This window comes from Agromyces aureus (genome assembly GCF_001660485.1).
Lineage (GTDB): Bacteria > Actinomycetota > Actinomycetes > Actinomycetales > Microbacteriaceae > Agromyces > Agromyces aureus.
Genome location: NZ_CP013979.1, coordinates 1639035 through 1656050 on the forward strand (window position 1 = coordinate 1639035; position 17016 = coordinate 1656050).

18 protein-coding genes are annotated in these 17016 nt (G+C 71.0%); 8 read left to right on the forward strand and 10 right to left on the reverse strand.

Annotation, left to right across the window (positions count from 1 at the left end; all coding sequences use genetic code 11):
• The first annotated feature begins 70 nt into the window (after positions 1-70).
• Positions 71-1450, forward strand: a complete 1380-nt coding sequence (locus ATC03_RS07050) for a PhoH family protein (protein WP_067874870.1) — start codon at positions 71-73, stop codon at positions 1448-1450.
• A 141-nt stretch (positions 1451-1591) separates the two neighbouring features.
• On the opposite strand, the gene ATC03_RS07055 is transcribed toward ATC03_RS07050, so the two are convergent.
• From ATC03_RS07055 to xseA, 6 genes are all read right to left on the reverse strand, one after another.
• Positions 1592-2218: an MSMEG_1061 family FMN-dependent PPOX-type flavoprotein gene (locus tag ATC03_RS07055; RefSeq protein WP_067874872.1), complete on the reverse strand. Its 627-nt coding sequence runs from the start codon at positions 2216-2218 to the stop codon at positions 1592-1594.
• A gap of 170 nt (positions 2219-2388) precedes the next feature.
• Complete coding sequence (locus tag ATC03_RS07060; RefSeq protein WP_067881660.1) at positions 2389-3762, reverse strand: class II fumarate hydratase; 1374 nt, start codon at positions 3760-3762, stop codon at positions 2389-2391.
• Between the two features lie 145 nt (positions 3763-3907).
• The gene (locus tag ATC03_RS07065) at positions 3908-4561 is read right to left on the reverse strand and encodes a carbonic anhydrase (protein ID WP_067874876.1); all 654 of its coding nucleotides are present in this window, start codon (positions 4559-4561) and stop codon (positions 3908-3910) included.
• A gap of 122 nt (positions 4562-4683) precedes the next feature.
• Positions 4684-5328 (reverse strand): DUF4245 domain-containing protein, encoded by a 645-nt coding sequence (locus ATC03_RS07070; RefSeq protein ID WP_067874880.1) that lies wholly within the window; start codon positions 5326-5328, stop codon positions 4684-4686.
• Positions 5325-5591, reverse strand: a complete 267-nt coding sequence (locus ATC03_RS07075; protein ID WP_067874883.1) for an exodeoxyribonuclease VII small subunit — start codon at positions 5589-5591, stop codon at positions 5325-5327. Before ATC03_RS07075 ends, ATC03_RS07070 begins: the two co-directional genes overlap by 4 nt.
• A gap of 1 nt (position 5592) precedes the next feature.
• Positions 5593-6909 carry an exodeoxyribonuclease VII large subunit gene (xseA, locus tag ATC03_RS07080; RefSeq protein ID WP_084003702.1) on the reverse strand — a complete coding sequence of 439 codons (1317 nt, stop codon included), beginning with the start codon at positions 6907-6909 and terminating at the stop codon, positions 5593-5595.
• A 163-nt stretch (positions 6910-7072) separates the two neighbouring features.
• On the opposite strand from xseA, the gene ATC03_RS07085 reads away from it, so the two are divergent.
• Positions 7073-8119, forward strand: coding sequence for a 4-hydroxy-3-methylbut-2-enyl diphosphate reductase (locus tag ATC03_RS07085; protein ID WP_067874886.1), 1047 nt, complete (start codon positions 7073-7075; stop codon positions 8117-8119).
• Between the two features lie 179 nt (positions 8120-8298).
• On the opposite strand, the gene ATC03_RS07090 is transcribed toward ATC03_RS07085, so the two are convergent.
• Positions 8299-8934, reverse strand: coding sequence for a DUF6264 family protein (locus ATC03_RS07090; protein WP_067874889.1), 636 nt, complete (start codon positions 8932-8934; stop codon positions 8299-8301).
• Between the two features lie 11 nt (positions 8935-8945).
• On the reverse strand, positions 8946-9977 hold the full coding sequence (fbaA, locus tag ATC03_RS07095; protein ID WP_055856674.1) for a class II fructose-bisphosphate aldolase: 1032 nt from the start codon (positions 9975-9977) through the stop codon (positions 8946-8948).
• Between the two features lie 111 nt (positions 9978-10088).
• On the opposite strand from fbaA, the gene ATC03_RS07100 reads away from it, so the two are divergent.
• From ATC03_RS07100 to ATC03_RS07125, 6 genes are all read left to right on the forward strand, one after another.
• Positions 10089-11081: a fructose-bisphosphatase class II gene (locus tag ATC03_RS07100; protein WP_067874893.1), complete on the forward strand. Its 993-nt coding sequence runs from the start codon at positions 10089-10091 to the stop codon at positions 11079-11081.
• 145 nt (positions 11082-11226) lie between these two features.
• Positions 11227-12228: a class II fructose-bisphosphatase gene (gene glpX / locus ATC03_RS07105; protein ID WP_067881662.1), complete on the forward strand. Its 1002-nt coding sequence runs from the start codon at positions 11227-11229 to the stop codon at positions 12226-12228.
• 46 nt (positions 12229-12274) lie between these two features.
• Entirely contained in the window at positions 12275-13657 is a 1383-nt protein-coding gene (locus ATC03_RS07110) for an MFS transporter (RefSeq protein ID WP_067874896.1), read from the forward strand.
• 77 nt (positions 13658-13734) lie between these two features.
• Complete coding sequence (locus ATC03_RS07115) at positions 13735-14124, forward strand: VOC family protein (protein WP_067874899.1); 390 nt, start codon at positions 13735-13737, stop codon at positions 14122-14124.
• A 93-nt stretch (positions 14125-14217) separates the two neighbouring features.
• Entirely contained in the window at positions 14218-14529 is a 312-nt protein-coding gene (locus ATC03_RS07120; protein ID WP_152030887.1) for a hypothetical protein, read from the forward strand.
• Between the two features lie 11 nt (positions 14530-14540).
• The gene (locus ATC03_RS07125; RefSeq protein WP_067874905.1) at positions 14541-14873 is read left to right on the forward strand and encodes a hypothetical protein; all 333 of its coding nucleotides are present in this window, start codon (positions 14541-14543) and stop codon (positions 14871-14873) included.
• Here ATC03_RS07125 and ATC03_RS07130 read toward each other — a convergent pair whose 3' ends face one another.
• Together ATC03_RS07130 and ATC03_RS07135 are read right to left on the reverse strand one after the other, a co-directional pair.
• Positions 14874-16337, reverse strand: coding sequence for a DNA recombination protein RmuC (locus ATC03_RS07130; RefSeq protein ID WP_084003359.1), 1464 nt, complete (start codon positions 16335-16337; stop codon positions 14874-14876). It abuts the gene before it with no gap.
• A gap of 57 nt (positions 16338-16394) precedes the next feature.
• Positions 16395-17012: an exonuclease domain-containing protein gene (locus ATC03_RS07135; RefSeq protein ID WP_084003360.1), complete on the reverse strand. Its 618-nt coding sequence runs from the start codon at positions 17010-17012 to the stop codon at positions 16395-16397.
• Between the last annotated feature and the right edge of the window lie 4 nt (positions 17013-17016).

A 17016-nucleotide genomic window follows, 5' to 3' on the forward strand; every position in this document is an offset into this window, starting at 1 on the left:
AAGCGCTCGTGTAGGAGGATTCGCCGGCCGGCGCGAGAGCCGAGCGGAAACGCTCGGGGCAGGAGCGGTCGTGGCCTCACTCGAAACCTCCCAGTCCGACGCACAGTCCACCGGTCGCGAGCAGCGACCCGATGCCGCAGCACCAGACGGTGTCGCGCAGGACGAGCGCACCTACGTGTTGGACACCTCGGTTCTGCTGTCGGATCCGAAGGCGCTGTTCCGGTTCGCCGAACATTCGGTCGTGCTGCCGGTGATCGTCATCACGGAGCTCGAGGCCAAGCGCAACGACCCCGAGATCGGCTACTTCGCGCGCCAGGCCCTGCGGATCCTCGACGAACTGCGCATCGAGCACGAGCGGCTCGACTTCCCGATCCCGGTCGGCGACGGCGGTTCGCTGCGCGTCGAACTCAACCACTCGAGCATGTCGGTGCTGCCCAGCGGACTCCAACTGAACGACAACGACACGCGCATCCTCGCGTGCGCCGCGAACCTCGCGAACGACGGCATCGCGGTGACCGTCGTCTCCAAAGACCTGCCGCTGCGCGTCAAGGCGGCCTCGATCGGCCTCGACGCGCAGGAGTACCGGGCGGAGCTCGCGCTCGACTCGGGCTGGACGGGCATGAGCGAGCTCACGCTCGGCTCGAACGACATGGCCAAGCTCTACGAGCACGAGCGCCTCTCGATCGACGAGGCCCAGGGCGTGCCCGTGAACACCGGACTCGTGATCCACTCCGATCGCGGATCGGCGCTCGCCCGCGTCGTCGGGGATCGCGAGGTACGGCTCGTGCGCGGCGACCGCGACGTGTTCGGACTGCACGGCCGTTCGGCCGAGCAGCGCCTCGCGATCGACCTGCTGCTCGACCCCGAGATCGGCATCCTCTCGCTCGGCGGACGCGCGGGCACCGGCAAGTCGGCACTCGCGCTCTGCGCCGGACTCGAGGCCGTGCTCGAACGTCAGCAGCACAAGAAGATCATGGTGTTCCGTCCGCTCTACGCGGTCGGCGGGCAGGAGCTCGGCTACCTCCCCGGCGACCAGGGCGAGAAGATGAACCCCTGGGGCCAGGCGGTCTTCGACACGCTCGGCTCCGTCGTCTCCGACAACGTGCTCGACGAGGTCGTGGACCGCGGCATCCTCGAGGTGCTGCCGCTGACGCACATCCGCGGCCGGTCGCTGCACGACGCGTTCGTCATCGTCGACGAGGCCCAATCGCTCGAACGCAACGTGCTGCTCACCGTGCTCTCGCGCATCGGACAGAACTCGCGCGTCGTGCTCACCCACGACGTCGCGCAGCGCGACAACCTTCGCGTCGGCCGCCACGACGGCGTCGCGTCGGTCATCGAGACGCTGAAGGGGCACCCGCTGTTCGCGCACATCACGCTCACCCGTTCGGAGCGTTCGGCGATCGCCGCGCTCGTCAGCGAGATGCTCGACGGCAACGAGCTCGCCTAGCGGCGGCCGGTGCGGTGGGCGGGCGTGGCCCTCGGGGTCACGTCCGCCCTCCCGCGCGCCACGGGCGTTCGACGCATCCGGGGCGGGTGGATCGGGCAGCGGATGCGGCGAAGGACCGTGGTGCGAACGGGGACGGCGCGTTCAACCGTAGATCTTCTCGGCGTACGACGGGCCGTAGTACTCCTCGAGCGTCTCGAGGGATTCGCCCGGGCGCTCGAGCGCCTGCGCGATGACCGCACGGCGCGGCGCGGCATCCGGATGCCAGGTCTCGGGAACCCACGCCTGCGATCGCAGGAACGCCTTCGAGCAGTGCGAGAAGACCTCCTCGACGGCGATCTCGACCACCAGACTCGGCACGTGATGGCGCACGCGCATGCGCTCGGCGTACGGCGCGTCGCGCAGGATCCGGGCCGTGCCGTTCACGCGCAGGGTGTCGCCGCGCCCCGGAATCACGAAGACGAGGCCGATGTGCGGGTTCTCGAGCAGGTTGTGGAAGCCGTCGGCCCGTCGGTTGCCCGGTCGCTCGGGGATGGCGATCGTGTGCTCGTCGAGTGCGATCGCGAAGCCCGACGGGTCGCCCTTGGGCGAGACGTCCTGGTTGCCGGCCGCATCGGCCGTCGCCACGAAGCAGAGCGGTGAGGCCTCGAGCCAGAGCCGGTCGATCTCGTGCAGGAACGTGCGGGACTTGTCGCGCGCGGCGGGCAGCGGCAGTCCGACGATCTGCTCGAGTTCTGCGACGGACGTGACGGGCGTGCCTCCATGATCCATACCGCCAACCTACGCCCGGGGATCTGCGCGTGTCGCGGGCCCCACCGTCGGACTCCGGCCAGATCCCGAAAGGTTCCAGCCCGCTCGGACGCCGGAGCTGATGGGACGACGGATGCCTCGGGCCGACGTGCGGCCCGAGGCATCCGGTTCGATCGATTCCGCCCTCGCGGCTACTTCGCCTGGGGCGGGCGGGTCATCGAGAGCAGGTCGAGTGCTGAGTCGAGCTGCGCCTCGGTGAGGTCGCCGCGCTCGACGTAGCCGAGGTCGATGACGGCCTCGCGCACGGTGATGCCCTGCTTGACCGAGTGCTTGGCGATCTTCGCCGCAGCCTCGTAGCCGATGAGCTTGTTGAGCGGCGTCACGATCGACGGCGACATGCCTGCGAGGGCCGTGAGGCGCTCGAGGTTGGCCTCGAGGCCGTCGACGGTCTTGTCGGCGAGCACGCGGGACGCGTTCGAGAGCAGGCGGATCGACTCGAGCAGTGCGGTACCCATGACGGGGATCTGCACGTTGAGCTCGAACGAGCCCGAGGCGCCGGCCCAGGCGACCGTGGCGTCGTTGCCGATGACGCGCGCCGCGACCATGAGCACCGCCTCGGGGATGACCGGGTTGACCTTGCCGGGCATGATCGACGAACCGGGCTGCAGGTCGGGGATGTGGAGTTCGCCGAGACCCGTGTTGGGGCCGGAACCCATCCAGCGGATGTCGTTGCAGATCTTCGTGAGGCTGACGGCGATGGTGCGCAGCGCGCCCGACGCGTCGACCAGGCCGTCGCGGTTGGCCTGCGCCTCGAAGTGGTCGGCCGCCTCGGTGATCGGCAGCTCGGTCTCGCGCTGCAGGATCTCGATGACGAGCTGCGGGAAGCCGGCGGGGGTGTTGATGCCCGTGCCGACGGCGGTGCCGCCGAGCGGAACCTCGGCGACGCGGGGGAGCGCCGTGCGAACGCGCTCGATGCCGAGGCGGACCTGCCGGGCGTAGCCGCCGAACTCCTGGCCGAGCGTGACGGGCGTGGCGTCCATGAGGTGCGTGCGGCCCGACTTGACGACCTCGGCCCAGGCCACGGCCTTGGCCTCGAGGGCGACCGCGAGGTGGTCGAGCGCGGGGATCAGGTCGTCGATGAGCGCCGCGGTGACGGCGATGTGCACCGAGGTCGGGAAGACGTCGTTCGAGGACTGCGACGCGTTGACGTGGTCGTTCGGGTGCACCTCGGCACCGAGCTTGCCCGTCGCGACGGTCGCGAGGACCTCGTTCATGTTCATGTTCGACGACGTGCCGGAACCGGTCTGGTACGTGTCGACCGGGAAGTGCTCGACGAACCCGTGGGTGCCGGCGATGACCTCGTCGGCGGCCGCGACGATCGCGTCGGCGACGGCACCGTCGAGCACGCCGAGTTGGGCGTTGGCCTGCGCGGCCGCCTTCTTGATGCGCGCGAGTGCGGCGATCTGGGCCGGCTCGAGTCCCTTGCCCGAGATGGGGAAGTTCTCGACCGCGCGCTGGGTCTGGGCACGGTACAGCGCGGCCGCGGGAACCCGCACCTCGCCCATCGTGTCGTGTTCGATGCGGTAGTCGGCGGTGTTGTCGACCAAGGTGTTCCTTCCGGTTCGCGTGCCCGTGGACCTCGTGCGGCGGGCGGGATGAGGGTGGCGGATGCCTCGGACGAGTCTGGCCGGGCCGCAGTCCTGACGGCTGTCAGATCTGCCCGACGACGACGTCGGTGTCGACCAGTCCCTCGGCGAGGCGGTAGTTCGCGCCCACGATGGCCAGCGTACCCGCTGCGATCGCGTCGCTGATCATCTCGGATTCCTCGAGCAGGCGGGACACCGACGAGCGCAGGTGCTCACGGCCGACGAACCCGGCGTCGACCTTCGAGGTGTCGATGGGGGCGGCCGGGTCGCCGCCGGCGACGCGCCGCACCGAGGGGATGATGCTCGAGATGAGGCTCGCGATGTGCGGCGGCAGCTGCTCGGCGTCGGCGGTCTGCGACGCGATCGCGGCATTGACCGCGCCGCAGGCGTCGTGGCCGAGCACGATGATGAGCGGCACGTTCAGCACGCCGACGGCGTACTCGAGCGAGCCGACGACCGACGAGGAGATGACCTGGCCGGCGTTGCGCACCACGAACGCGTCGCCGAGGCCGATGTCGAAGATGATCTCGGCCGCGAGGCGCGAGTCGCTGCAGCCGAAGATCGCGACGAGGGGTCGCTGCCCGTCGGCGAGCGAGGCCCGCCGCTCGACGTCTTGATGGGGGTGCTGCGGCTTGCCCGAGACGAAGCGCACGTTGCCGCCGCGCAGTTCACGCCAGGTCTCGGCCGGTGAGGTGGGACGAGCGGGGGATTGGGTCACAGCGGCTCCTCGTGAAGATGCGGGCGGTGCTCAGCGGGTGGTGCGTGGTGCAGTCGTGCAGTCGTGCAGCGTGCAGCGTGCGGCGGTGCGGAGATCGGAAGCGCGGAGCCCGACGGCGCGGCTCACCGCTGCGCCTTCACGGTGTCGGCGATCGCGGCCGCCATGGTCGCGAACTCGGCGTCCGGCGCGGTGCCGATGAGCACGAACGTCGTGCTGCCGGACTCGGTCATGAGGCCGTAGCGGGCGTTGCCGACGTCGTCGGTCGAGTCGCGGTTGTCGTAGATGGTCCAGTCGACGCCGTCGATCTGCACGGTGCCCGTGGCCAGGGTGCGTGCCAGCAGGTCGGACGACCACGTGGCGTTCGCGTCGAGGCCCTGATTCAGCCCGATGAACTCGTCGCTCGGCGTCAGGTAGCCCGTGTACCACGCGGTGATGCCGTCGACCTGGCTGCGGCGCAGCTCGGCGGCGTTCGCGCTCCACCCCTCGGGAAGCTCGGGAACGGCGAGCGGTTCGTCGGTGCCGGCCTGCGCCTGCGCGGCGATGGACGCGACATCCACGTCGGGGTGCATCGGCTCGTTGCTGCGGGGCACGGCGAGCACGATGACGACGACGACGGCGACGCACGCGACGAGCGCGTAGACGAGGTTGCTCACGGTCTTGCGCTCGCGGTACTCGCGGGAGTTCTTCGCCTTGCGGGCCGCCGTCTCCTGCGGCGTCTCGGGCCGGCCGAGCTCGGCGACGACTGGGCCCCGACCGGGTTCGGTCATCGGAGCGCTCCCTCGTCGGATGCCGCGGCGCGGCCGTCCGCGCCCGTCACCGCCGCGGTGCGCGCCGCGTCGAGCCTGGCCTTCGCGCCGACCAGCCAGGCTTCGCAGCGCGCGGCGAGCGCCTCGCCGCGCTCCCAGAGGGCGAGCGAGTGCTCGAGGGTCGCGGACCCCTGCTCGAGCTCGGAGACGACCTGCACGAGTTCGTCGCGCGCCTGCTCGTAGCTCAGCTCGGAGACATCCGTGGTGGGGGGCATGGCCGACATTCTATTCGGCGCCGCTGACAGCTTCGTCTTGGGCGTGCGACGGCGCGAGCCCGTCGTCGAGCGCACCGTCGAGCGCCTCGTCGGGCGCGTGCGGCGTCGCCCCGGCGTCGAGCGCCCCGAGCGAGTCGGCCGCGATCGTGCCGTCGGCGAGCGTCACGGTGAGGCGGGTGGCCGCGGGAGCGCCGGCCGGGCCCCGTACGACGTGCCCGTCGGGCCCCTGCACGATCGCGTAACCGCGGTCGAGGGTCGCCTGCGGCGAGAGCGCCCGCAGGTGCCCGCGGAGCTCGCCGATGCGCGAGGACTGGCGTTCGATGTGGCGATCGACCAGCTCGGACCCCCTGGCCACCCAGCGCGTGAGCTCCTCGGCCCTGCGATCGACGATCCACGCGCCGTCGGCGAGCACCGGGCGCTGGCGCAGGTGCCCGATGCGGTCGATCTCGCGGGCGAGGATCGACGACAGTCGCATGCCGAGCCGGGCGCGCACCTGGTCGACGCGGGCCAGTTCTTCGCCGACATCGGGGATGACGCGCTTCGCGGCATCCGTCGGCGTGGAGGCCCTGAGATCGGCGACCTCGTCGAGCAGCGGACGGTCGGCCTCGTGCCCGATCGCCGAGACGATCGGCGTGGTCGCCGCCGCTGCGGCGCGCACCACGCGCTCGTCGCTGAAGCCGAGCAGGTTCTGGAAGTCGCCGCCGCCTCTCGCGATGATGATGACCTCGACCTCGGGGTCGGCATCGAGCTTCTGGATCGCCGCGACGACCTCGGCGGGGGTGCGATCGCCCTGCACGGTCGCATAGGCCGTGCGGAACTCGACCGCGGGCCAGCGCAGGCGGGCGTTGCGCAGGACGTCCTTCTCGGCGTCGCTGTCGCGGCCCGTGATGAGGCCCACCACACCGGGCAGGAACGGCAGCGGTCGCTTGCGGGATGCCGCGAACAGGCCCTCTGCGGCCAGGGTCGCACGGAGGCGCTCGAGGCGCTCGAGCAGGTCGCCGAGTCCGACGTGCTTCATGTCATACACCTGGAACGAGAGCGAGCCGCCCTTGACCCACCAGGTGGGCTTGACGAGCAGCACGGCGTGATCGCCCTGCTTGAACTGCTCGGTGAGCTTGGCCTTCACCGACGACCACATGGTGAACGAGATCGTGGCGTCGGCCTCGAGGTCCTTCAGCTTGCCGTAGACGTTGCCGCCCGAGCCGCCCCACTGCGTGATCTCGCCCTCGACCCAGACCATGCCGAGCCGCTCGATCCAGTCCTTGAGCTTGCCCGAGAGTGTGGAGACCGGCCACGGGGCATCCCGCGTCGCCGTGGCATCCGTCATCGTGCGCTCCTCAGGTTCGTGCTCGGATCGTGCTCGGGCCGTGCTCGGGCCGTGCTCGGTTCGTGCGCTTCGGGCGAGCGGACCGGTCGCGGTCGGCGGTCGCCCGGCCGTGCGCACGTAGACTGGCGTGGTGACGACCACCACCCCCAGAATCGGCCTCGGCATGCCTCGCGTGCCCGGCCTGCGCGGCCGGCTCAAGGATATCCCCGTCCTCGGACAGAAGCGCGTGCTGCTCGCCGCCCCTCGCGGATACTGCGCGGGCGTCGACCGCGCCGTGATCGCCGTCGAGAAGGCCCTCGAGCACTACGGCGCCCCGGTGTACGTGCGCAAGCAGATCGTGCACAACATCCACGTCGTGACCGAGCTCGAGGCCAAGGGCGCGATCTTCGTCGACGAGGTCGACGAGGTGCCCGAAGGCGCCCACATCGTCTTCAGCGCCCACGGCGTCTCGCCGGCGGTCGTGAACGAGGCCGCCGACCGTGGACTGCACGCGATCGACGCGACCTGCCCGCTGGTCACGAAGGTGCACCGCGAGGCCGTGCGCTTCGCCCGCGACGACTTCGAGATCCTGCTCATCGGCCACGAGGGCCACGAAGAGGTCGAGGGCACGGCGGGCGAGGCGCCCGACCACGTCACGATCGTGAACAGCCCCGACGACGTGCCGAACATCGACGTGCGCGACCCCGACAAGGTCGTGTGGCTGTCGCAGACGACGCTCTCGGTCGACGAGACCATGGAGACCGTGCGCCGCCTGCGCGAGCGGTTCCCGAACCTCGCCGATCCGCCCAGCGACGACATCTGCTACGCCACCCAGAACCGCCAGGTCGCGATCAAGAAGGTCGCGCAGGATGCCGAGCTCGTGATCGTGGTCGGCTCGGCGAACTCCTCGAACAGTGTTCGCCTCGTCGAGGTCGCCCTCGAGTACGGCGCGAAGGCGGCCTACCGAGTCGACTACGCGAGCGAGGTCAAGCAGGAATGGCTCGACGGCGTCGCGACCGTCGGCGTCACGAGCGGCGCCTCCGTTCCCGAGGAGCTCGTGCACGAGCTGCTCGAGGCACTGGCGGATGCCGGCTACGGCGACGTCAGCGAGGTGAAGACCGCCGAAGAGGACCTGATGTTCTCGCTCCCGAAGGAGCTGCGCCGCGATCTCGCCGGCAACCGCGAGGAGCGCGCGCTCGGCGGGCGCACCCGCACGGCACCGTCGGCCTGACCGACGGCGACGACCGAGACTCCGACGCCCGCGGCAGCTGCGTTCTGCCGCGGGCGTCGTGCTGTCCGGATGGGGCGCGGAGCCCAACGGCCTCGGTGGCGAGGCTCGGAGCCCTACGGCCTCGGTGGCGAGGCTCGGAGCCATGGCGCCTCCGACCCTGCGGCCTCCGACCCTGCGGCCTAGACGTTCGCGGCGCTGAGCGAGGCCAGGAAGTCGGGGTCGCTCGCGAACACGAGCATGCCGATGATCGTCACGACGAAGAACGCGACGACGCCCGCGACGAGCGGGATCCACCACGAGAGCCGTCCGGCGCGCAGTCGTGCGCGCGACCAGAGCAGGGCACCGATCCAGAGGACGATCTGGAGCACCACGCCGGTCGCGATGATCGACGGCACCGCGGGGCCGGGCGTGAACGTGGTCGGCCCGTCGAGGCCGAGCATCTGCGACGAGAGCTTCGCCGATTCGAGCGCCGTCGCGGGAAGCTGCACGAGCGCCACGATGTTGTAGATCAGGCCGAACACGCCGAAGACGAGCAGCGCGATGGTCCAGAGGCGGTCCCGCGCCGGGGCTGCAGCGTTCGGCCGCCCCGCGACGGGTGCCGGGGCGGGCGCGACGGCGGAGGCCGCGGACGGCCCGGTCGCCTCGGCGTCGGCCGCGGCATCCGGAACCGCGTTCGGGTCGACGGGCGGCTGCCAGGTCCACCCTTCGGGCGCGTATTCGCCGTACCGCGGACGAGGCCGCTCGTCGATCGGGGGAGTCGTGGGCGAATCCTGCCCTGCGGCTCCGGTCGTGCGAGCGGCCTCGTCGTGCGTCATGCGATCGCGCCTTACGCCGAGATGGAGTTGCCGGCGGAGCCGAGCTGACGGGTCGACTCGACGACGCGAGCGGCCATGGCGGTCTCGGCGACCTTGCCCCAGGCGCGGGGGTCGTAGAGCTTCTTGTTGCCCACGCCGCCGTCGACCTTCAGCACGCCGTCGTAGTTCTTGAACATGTAGTCGGCGATCGCACGCGTGTAGGCGTACTGCGTGTCGGTGTCGATGTTCATCTTCACGACGCCGTTCGCGACGGCCTCGGCGATCTCGGCGTCGGTCGAGCCGGAGCCGCCGTGGAAGACGAGGTCGAGCGGCTTCGGGCCGGTGCCGTACTTGGCCTGCAGGCCGTCCTGGATGTCCTTGAGCAGCGACGGACGCAGCTTGACGTTGCCGGGCGCGTAGACGCCGTGCACGTTGCCGAACGTGAGGGCGGCCATGTAGCGGCCCTGCTCGCCGAGGCCGAGGGCCTCGACGGTCGAGATCGCGTCGTCGAGCGTCGTGTAGAGCGCCTCGTTCGAGCCCTCGTGCTTCACGCCGTCCTCTTCGCCGCCGACGACGCCGATCTCGACCTCGAGGATCGCGTTGATCGCCTTCATACGGGGGAGGATCTGCTGCGCGATCTCGAGGTTCTCGGCGAGCGGCACGGCCGAGCCGTCCCACATGTGCGACTGGAAGATCGGGTTGCCGCCGGCCTTCACGGCCTCTTCGGATGCCGCGAGCAGCGGGAACACGAAGTCCTCGAGCGCGGGCTTCGGGCAGTGGTCGGTGTGCAGCGCGACCGTGACGGGGTAGCTCTTCGCGATCTCGTGCGCGGCCGCGGCGAAGGCGAGGGCGCCCGTGGCGCGGGCCTTGACGGTGTGGCCGGCGAAGTAGTCGGCGCCGCCGGTCGTGACCTGGATGATGCCGTCGGAGCCGGCCTCGGTGAGGCCCTGCAGCACCGCGTTGAGGGTCTGCGTCGACGAGACGTTGAACGCCGGGAAGGCGAACGCCTTCGCCTTGGCGGTGTCGAGCATCTGTGCGTACTGCTCGGGGGTGGCGATGGGCATGGCGCTCCTTCGGAAGGCAACAGGATTCACTGCGAGTCTACCGAGGTCGCGAGGAGTGCTCACGTGCGTTGCGCGGGGTGCGGATGCCGCGGGCTGGGCGATGATGGGTCGGTGACCCGGTTCCCCGCGCCCTCGCCGTTCGACCCCGCCGTGCGCGAGGCGCTGCTCCTGGCCGTGCGGGCCGCCTCCACCGCGGCTCGCCCGCTCGTGGGCGGCGGCGACGGCGATGCGGTCGACGCCGCGGCCGTCGATGCGCTGCGCATCGCCCTCGCCGTCGTGCCGGCCGACATCCGGGTGGTCTCGGGCGAGGGCGAGAAGGACGACGCGCCGATGCTGCATCCGGGCGAGTGGTTCGGCACCGGCGCGGGCCCGGCCCTCGATCTCGTGGTCGACCCCGTCGACGGCACGCGTCTCGCGGCGGCCGGGCGCCCGGGTGCCATGGCGATCCTCGCCGTGGCGCCGCGCGGCTCGTACGCCGACCCCGGTCCGGCGTTCTACCTCGACAAGCTCGTACATGCGCGGCCTGAGCGGTCTGCGGGCGGCACGAGCACGGACCCGGGCCTCGCGCTCGACCTCTCCGTCGAGGAGAACCTCGCACGGCTCGCCGCCGCGCACGGCCGGCCGGTGTCGACCCTGCGCGTCGCGGTGCAACGACGCCCCCGCAACGCGGCCGTCGCCGACGCCGTGCGCGCGGCGGGCGCGAGCCTGCACGAGTTCGAGCACGGCGACATCGAACGCGTCGCGCACGCGGCCGCGCCCGGCGGCGACCTCGACCTGCTGCTCGGCATCGGCGGTGCTCCGGAGGGGCTGCTCGAGGCGGCGCTCGTGCGCGCGCACGGCGGGGTCATGCTCGCTCGGTTCGCGCCGCAGTCGCCCGACGAGCAGGCGCGCGTCACGGGCTTCGGGGCAGGCTTGGCCGAGCACGCCGTCGAGCGCGGGTTCACCGCAGCCGCGGGGGTCGAGCTCGCCGGGCTGTGCGCGGCATCCGCCCTCGTCGTGATCTCGCCCGTGACCGCGTGCGCCCTCGCACCGGCTCGTGCCCATCTCGTGCTCGTCGACCGAGCCATTCGCGGCCTGGTGACCGCGGCCTTGACTCCCGGTTAAGAATCGAGGTTCTTTCAGCGCACGTTCGTGCAGAACCCCTCGGAATCGGCACCTGCGTGCCTAGGCTTGAAGTCGAGCGCACACGGATCCTCGGCTCGCGAGGGGCTACCAGGGCCGGGCGCACGAACCGGAGGACCACCCGATGATGATGACCCCTGCCGACGACAGCCTCTATCTCCACCCCGATCGCAACATCGCGCTCGAGCTCGTGCGGGCCACCGAGGCCGCGGCGATCCGCTCCTACCCGTGGATCGGCCGGGGCGACAAGCTCGGCGCCGACGGTGCGGCGGTCGACGCGATGCGGGCCTTCCTCGGCACGGTGAACTTCGACGGCGTCGTCGTCATCGGCGAGGGCGAGAAGGACGCCGCCCCCATGCTCTTCAACGGCGAGCGCGTCGGCACGGGCCGCGGCCCCGCCTGCGACATCGCGGTCGACCCGATCGACGGCACCTCGCTCACGGCCGCGGGCCGCCACAACGCCCTGTCGGTCATCGCGGTCGCCGATCGCGGCACCATGCTCGACGCGTCGTCGGTGTTCTACATGGACAAGATCGTGACGGATGCCACGGGCATCGGCGTCGTCGACATCCGCCGCCCGATCGGCGAGAACCTGCGCGCGCTCGCCGCGGCGAAGGGCAAGGAGGTCGGCGAGCTGCGCGTCGCCGTGCTGAACCGCGAACGCCACGAGCAGCTCATCGCCGACATCCGCGAGGCGGGCGCCGGAACGCGCCTCATGAGCGACGGCGACGTCGCCGGCGGCATCAACGCCGCGCGGTACGAGTCGCGCATCGACATGTGCGTCGGCATCGGCGGCAGCCCAGAGGGCATCACCACCGCGTGCGCGATCAAGGCGCTCGGCGGGTTCATGCAGGGGGTCCTCGCGCCGAAGGACGACGCGGAGCGCGCTCGCGGCGAGGCCGCCGGACTCGACTGCGACCGGGTGTACGAGCTCGACGAACTCGTGCGCGGCGACAACACCTTCTTCGTCGCCACCGGCGTCACCGACGGCGAACTCCTCGAAGGCGTGCGCAAGAAGGGCCCGATCATCCGCACCGAGTCGATCGTGCTGCGCGGCAAGTCGGGCACCATCCGCCGCATCGTCGCCGACCACCTCGTGGAGAAGTGGCTGCACGACACCGACCGTTGACCGTCCGACGGTCGCGGCGCGCCACGGCGGCGCCGACAATGGAGGCATGAGCGACCGTTCCACGCTGCCGCGCGCCCTGCGCCCCTTCGGCATCGCGCAGTACCGCCTGCTCGCGCTCGCCCTCGCGGCGTCGCTGCTGTCGGCGGGCGCGTGGCTCGTCGCGGCGGTCTGGCAGGTCGTCGAACTCGGCGGCACGCCCATCGACCTCTCGCTGGTGGCGGTCGGGTCGAGCCTCGGGCTCGTGCTCGCAGTGCTCATCGGCGGGGTCGCGGCCGACCGGATCCCGCAGCGCCGCATCCTCATCACGGTCGAGGTCGTGCGCGGACTCGCGTTCGCGGTCGCGGCGGTGCTCGCCGCGACCGGCGTCATCGAGGTCTGGCACATCGCCGTGATCTCGTTCGTGCTCGGCCTCGCCGACGGCTTCTTCTACCCCGCCTACTCGGCGTGGCTGCCGGCACTCCTGCCCGCATCGCAACTGCTCGCCGCGAACGGCATCGAGGGCGTGCTGCGCCCCGCCGTCATGCAGGCGGCCGGCCCGGCGCTCGCGAGCGCGTTCATCGCGCTGCAGGGGCCGTGGTTGGCGTTCGCGGCCGTCGCGGTCATGCAGGTCGTCGCCGCCGTCGTGCTCGCGTTCATGCGCACGACGCCCGTGCGCCGCGACCCCAACGAGGTCGTGCGTCACCCGGTGCGCCAGTCGATCATCGACCTGCGCGACGGATTCCGGTACCTGGTCCGCACGAAGTGGCTGCTCGCCACGCTCGTCTTCTCGATCGTGCTGGTGTTCCTCATCATGGGGCCGATCGAGGTGCTGCTGCCGTTCGCGGTCAAGGACCAGACGGGCGGCGGTGCCGGCGCGTTCGCGCTCGCGCTCGCCGCGTTCGGCGTGGGCGGTGCGGTCGGCTCGCTCTCGGTCGCGTCGTTCCGCCTGCCGCGGCGCTACCTCACGCTGATGATCCTCGCGTGGGGCGTCGGATGTCTCCCGCTCGCGATCATCGGATACACCTCGCAGCTCTGGGTGATGGTGATCGCCCTGTTCCTGGTCGGGGTGCTCTTCGACGGCGCGCAGGTGGTGTGGGGCACGCTGCTGCAGCGCCGGGTGCCGCCCTCGATGCTCGGACGGGTCTCGAGCCTCGACTTCTTCGTCTCGCTCGCCCTGATGCCCGTGTCGATGGCCGTCGCCGGTCCGGTCGGCGAGGCGATCGGCCTCGCGCCCGCGTTCCTCATCGCCGGACTCGTGCCGCCGCTCGTCGCGTTCGCGACGCTGGCGATCGCCCGACTCGGATCGGACGAGCTCGCGCACCCGCTCGACTCGTCGCCGCCGACCGACGCGGTGGCCGTCGTCACCGGAGCCGAGGCGGCGGCCGGGTTCGCGGCGCCCGCCGACGAGCGGCATCCGCGCGCATCCGACGGCGACGCAGCGCGCGACTGACCGTCCGATCGCCGTCGCACCGGCCCTCGACGCGGCGCGTCTCGTGTGCGAGGGTGGGCGCGGAGAAGGAGGATCTCATGGTGGAGATCAGCGACGCGTTCCCGGGGTTCAGCGTCAATGACGTCGAAGCGGCGAGGGTGTTCTACGGCGAGGTGCTCGGGCTGTCCGTGTCGGAGTCGATGGGCGGGCTGCAGTTCACGCTGCCATCGGACCAGGGCGTCTTCGTCTACCCGAAGGACGACCACCAGCCAGCGTCGTTCACGATCCTGAACTTCGTGGTGCCCGACATCGGGCAGGCGGTCGACGACCTCAACACGGCGGGGGTCGTGACGAAGATCTACACCGACCCGCATGCGTTCGGCACCGATGAGCGCGGCATCGCCTGGGGCTCGCGCACGGGTCAGGGGCCGGACATCTGCTGGTTCAGGGACCCCTCGGGCAATGTGCTGAGCCTGATCCAGGGCTGAGGTCCTGAAGACCTCGAGTCCTCCGACGAGGAACTCGTGGATCTCAGTGCCAGCCCTCAGTCGGGCGGCCGCGATCAGGCGTAGACCGGTCGCATGTTGGGACAGAAACTGAACTCGCCATGGGCGTCGAGCGAGGGCGTGTACACCCACACGTGGACCTACCAGGTCACGCACCCGGGGCGCACGATCGTCGAGGTCGCCCTCACCTCGGTCAACAGCATCGACGATGACGACGGCACGTTCGCGCGCTTCGGCGTCTCGCAGATCGTGAGCGATTCGGGCGTCGAGAACTTCGGCGACGACGGACCGCCGGTGGTCGCGCGCGACGGCGTGACGAGCGTCAGCGTGCGGATGTTCGTCTTCAACTCGTACGCTCGCGGCCGTGTGTCGCGGAACTTCTGGTGAGGAGCCGACCGATGTTCGATGAGACTGCAAGCAGCGACGACGCCGTCACGCGCCAGCGCACGAGCGTGCTGTTCGATCCGGAGACCGGACGAGCGGTGTACGGCCACACCTTCGTCGGCGAGGACGACGAGTGGTCGGCCCCGGAGGGCGAGCGGGCTCGCCGGCAGGTACTGCTCGACGACGCCGGCGAAGACGACGCGCGTCGGTTGCGCTTCGCGGACGCGTCGGCCGAACTGCGGGTCGACGGCCCGGCGGAGCTGGAGGTCGTCGACGACGTGGTGCGACTTCGACGGGTGAAGACGAAGACGCGCGGTCTGCCGGATCGACTTCGCCGACGTGACTGATCAGATCGAACGGATCTCGGGGTCGATGTCGGCGCTGAAGTCGATCTCGACGGGCTCGAGGTCGAGCACCGCGTCGGTCGATTCGGGCGTCGTGCGGCCGGAGGTGCCGGCTTCGACGACGGCGGTGTCGGTCGACGCCGCCGTGAACTCGTAGGCCGTGAGTTCGCGCGGACTCTCTTCGATGCCTTCGAGCTGCGCGAGCACCTTGGTCTCGTCGAGGGCCTTGAGCTTGCGTGCGGTCGGCATGACGCGCGTCTCGAGCGAGCCGACGAACGCGTTGTAGTCCTTGACGGTGCGCTCGATGGTGCGGCCGAGCTTCTCGATCTGGCCGGCGGTGACCGACAGACGCGTGTAGAGCTCGCGGCTGAGGTCGAAGAGCGTCTTCGCCTCTTTCGTCAACACGTCTTGCTGCCAGCTGAAGGCGACCGTCTTCAGCACCGACCACAGCGTGACGGGCGACGCGAGGGCCACGCGCTTCGAGAACGCGTAGTCCATCAGCGCGGGATCGGTCTCGAGCGCGCTCGAGACGAGCGACTCGCTCGGGATGAACGCGATGACCATTTCTGGGGAGGCGCCGAGCCCGGCCCAGTAGGTCTTGCCGCCGAGGGCGGTGATGTGATCGCGCACGGCCTTGACGTGCTGCTTCATGAGCGCCTCACGGCGTGCGGCCTCGGCGCCCGTCGCCGTCGCCGGGATCTGGCTCGCCTCGAGGTAGGCGTTGAAGGGCACCTTGGCGTCGACGGCGATGTTCTTGCCGCCGGGCAGGTGGATGACCATGTCGGGTCGGCCCGCGCCCGAGTCGGTGCTGATCGAGTGCTGGGTGTCGAAGTCGACGCGCTCGAGGAGGCCCGCGGCCTCGACGACGCTGCGCAGTTGGGTCTCGCCCCAGACGCCTCGCGTGCTGTTCGAACGGAGGGCGGACGCGAGCGTCTCGGCCGTGGAGCGCAGACGCTCCTCGTTCTCGGCGGCGATGCGCAGCTGCTGGCTGAGCTCGCCGTGCTGGCGGTGACGCTGGGTCTCGAGTTCGGTGACCTTGGCCTGCATCTCGGTGATGGTCTGCTTCACGGGCGCGAGCGCCTGCAGCACCTTGCTGTCGGCGGCTTCTCGCGACTCGCGCTGCTGCTGCTCGGCGCGCTGGCGCTCGACGATCTCGCGGTACTGGGCGCGCGCCGACTCGATCTGCTCGCGGAGGCCGACCGTCGTGGCCTCGACGGATGCGAGCTCGGCGCGGAGCTGCGCCTGCACCTGCTGCTCCTCTGCACGGATGCGGGCCTGCTCGGCCGAACCCCCGGCCTGGAGCGCGGCGATCGCGGCCTGGTGACGGGCCTCGACCAGTGCGGGGTCTTCGATCGCGGGGGCGTCGGCCGCGGCATCCGTCGCACGCCTGGAGGCGAGGAACCACGTGGCGAGCGCGCCGAGGGCGATGCCGACGACGAGGCCGATGACGAGCAGCAGGATCTCCATGCCGCCAAGTGTGACAGCGGCCGCCGACATCGCCAGGGCGAGCGGTCGGCGTGGTCGTTACTGCAGCGCCATGGGGCCGTGCGTCGCCTTGCGCGTGGCGGTCGCCGCCTGGCCGATCGCGCCGAACGGCACGCGCGTCACGTGGGCGAGCCGGTCGAGGTCGTCGACGTCGTGGCGGGCGGCGGCGTGCACCATGATCGCGGCGCAGGCCTCGGCATCCGCCAGCGCATCGTGGTGGGAGAACCCCTCGAAGCCCGCGGCCATCGCCGCGACCGGCAGCCGGTACGACTCGAGGTGGTAGGTCTTGCGGGCGACCTGCAGGCTGCAGAGCGAGCGGTGGTTCGGCACCTCGAGGCCGAACGCCTCGGTGGTCGCCGCGATGACGCGCAGGTCGAAGCCCGCGTTGTGCGCGACGAGCACGTCGGCGCCCGCGAACTCGGCGAACACCGGCAGCAGGTCGGCCCAGCCCGCGGCATCGGCGACCATGTCGCGCGTGATGCCGTGCACGCGCACGTTCCACTCCGAGAACTCGTCGTGGGGGAACGGCGGGCGGATGTAGCGGTGCAGGCGATCGACCACGACGCCGTCGCGCACCTTCACGAGGCCGATGGAGCAGGCCGACGCGCTCGACGGGTTGGCGGTCTCGAAGTCGATCGCGGTGAAGTCCACTGGCACGCCA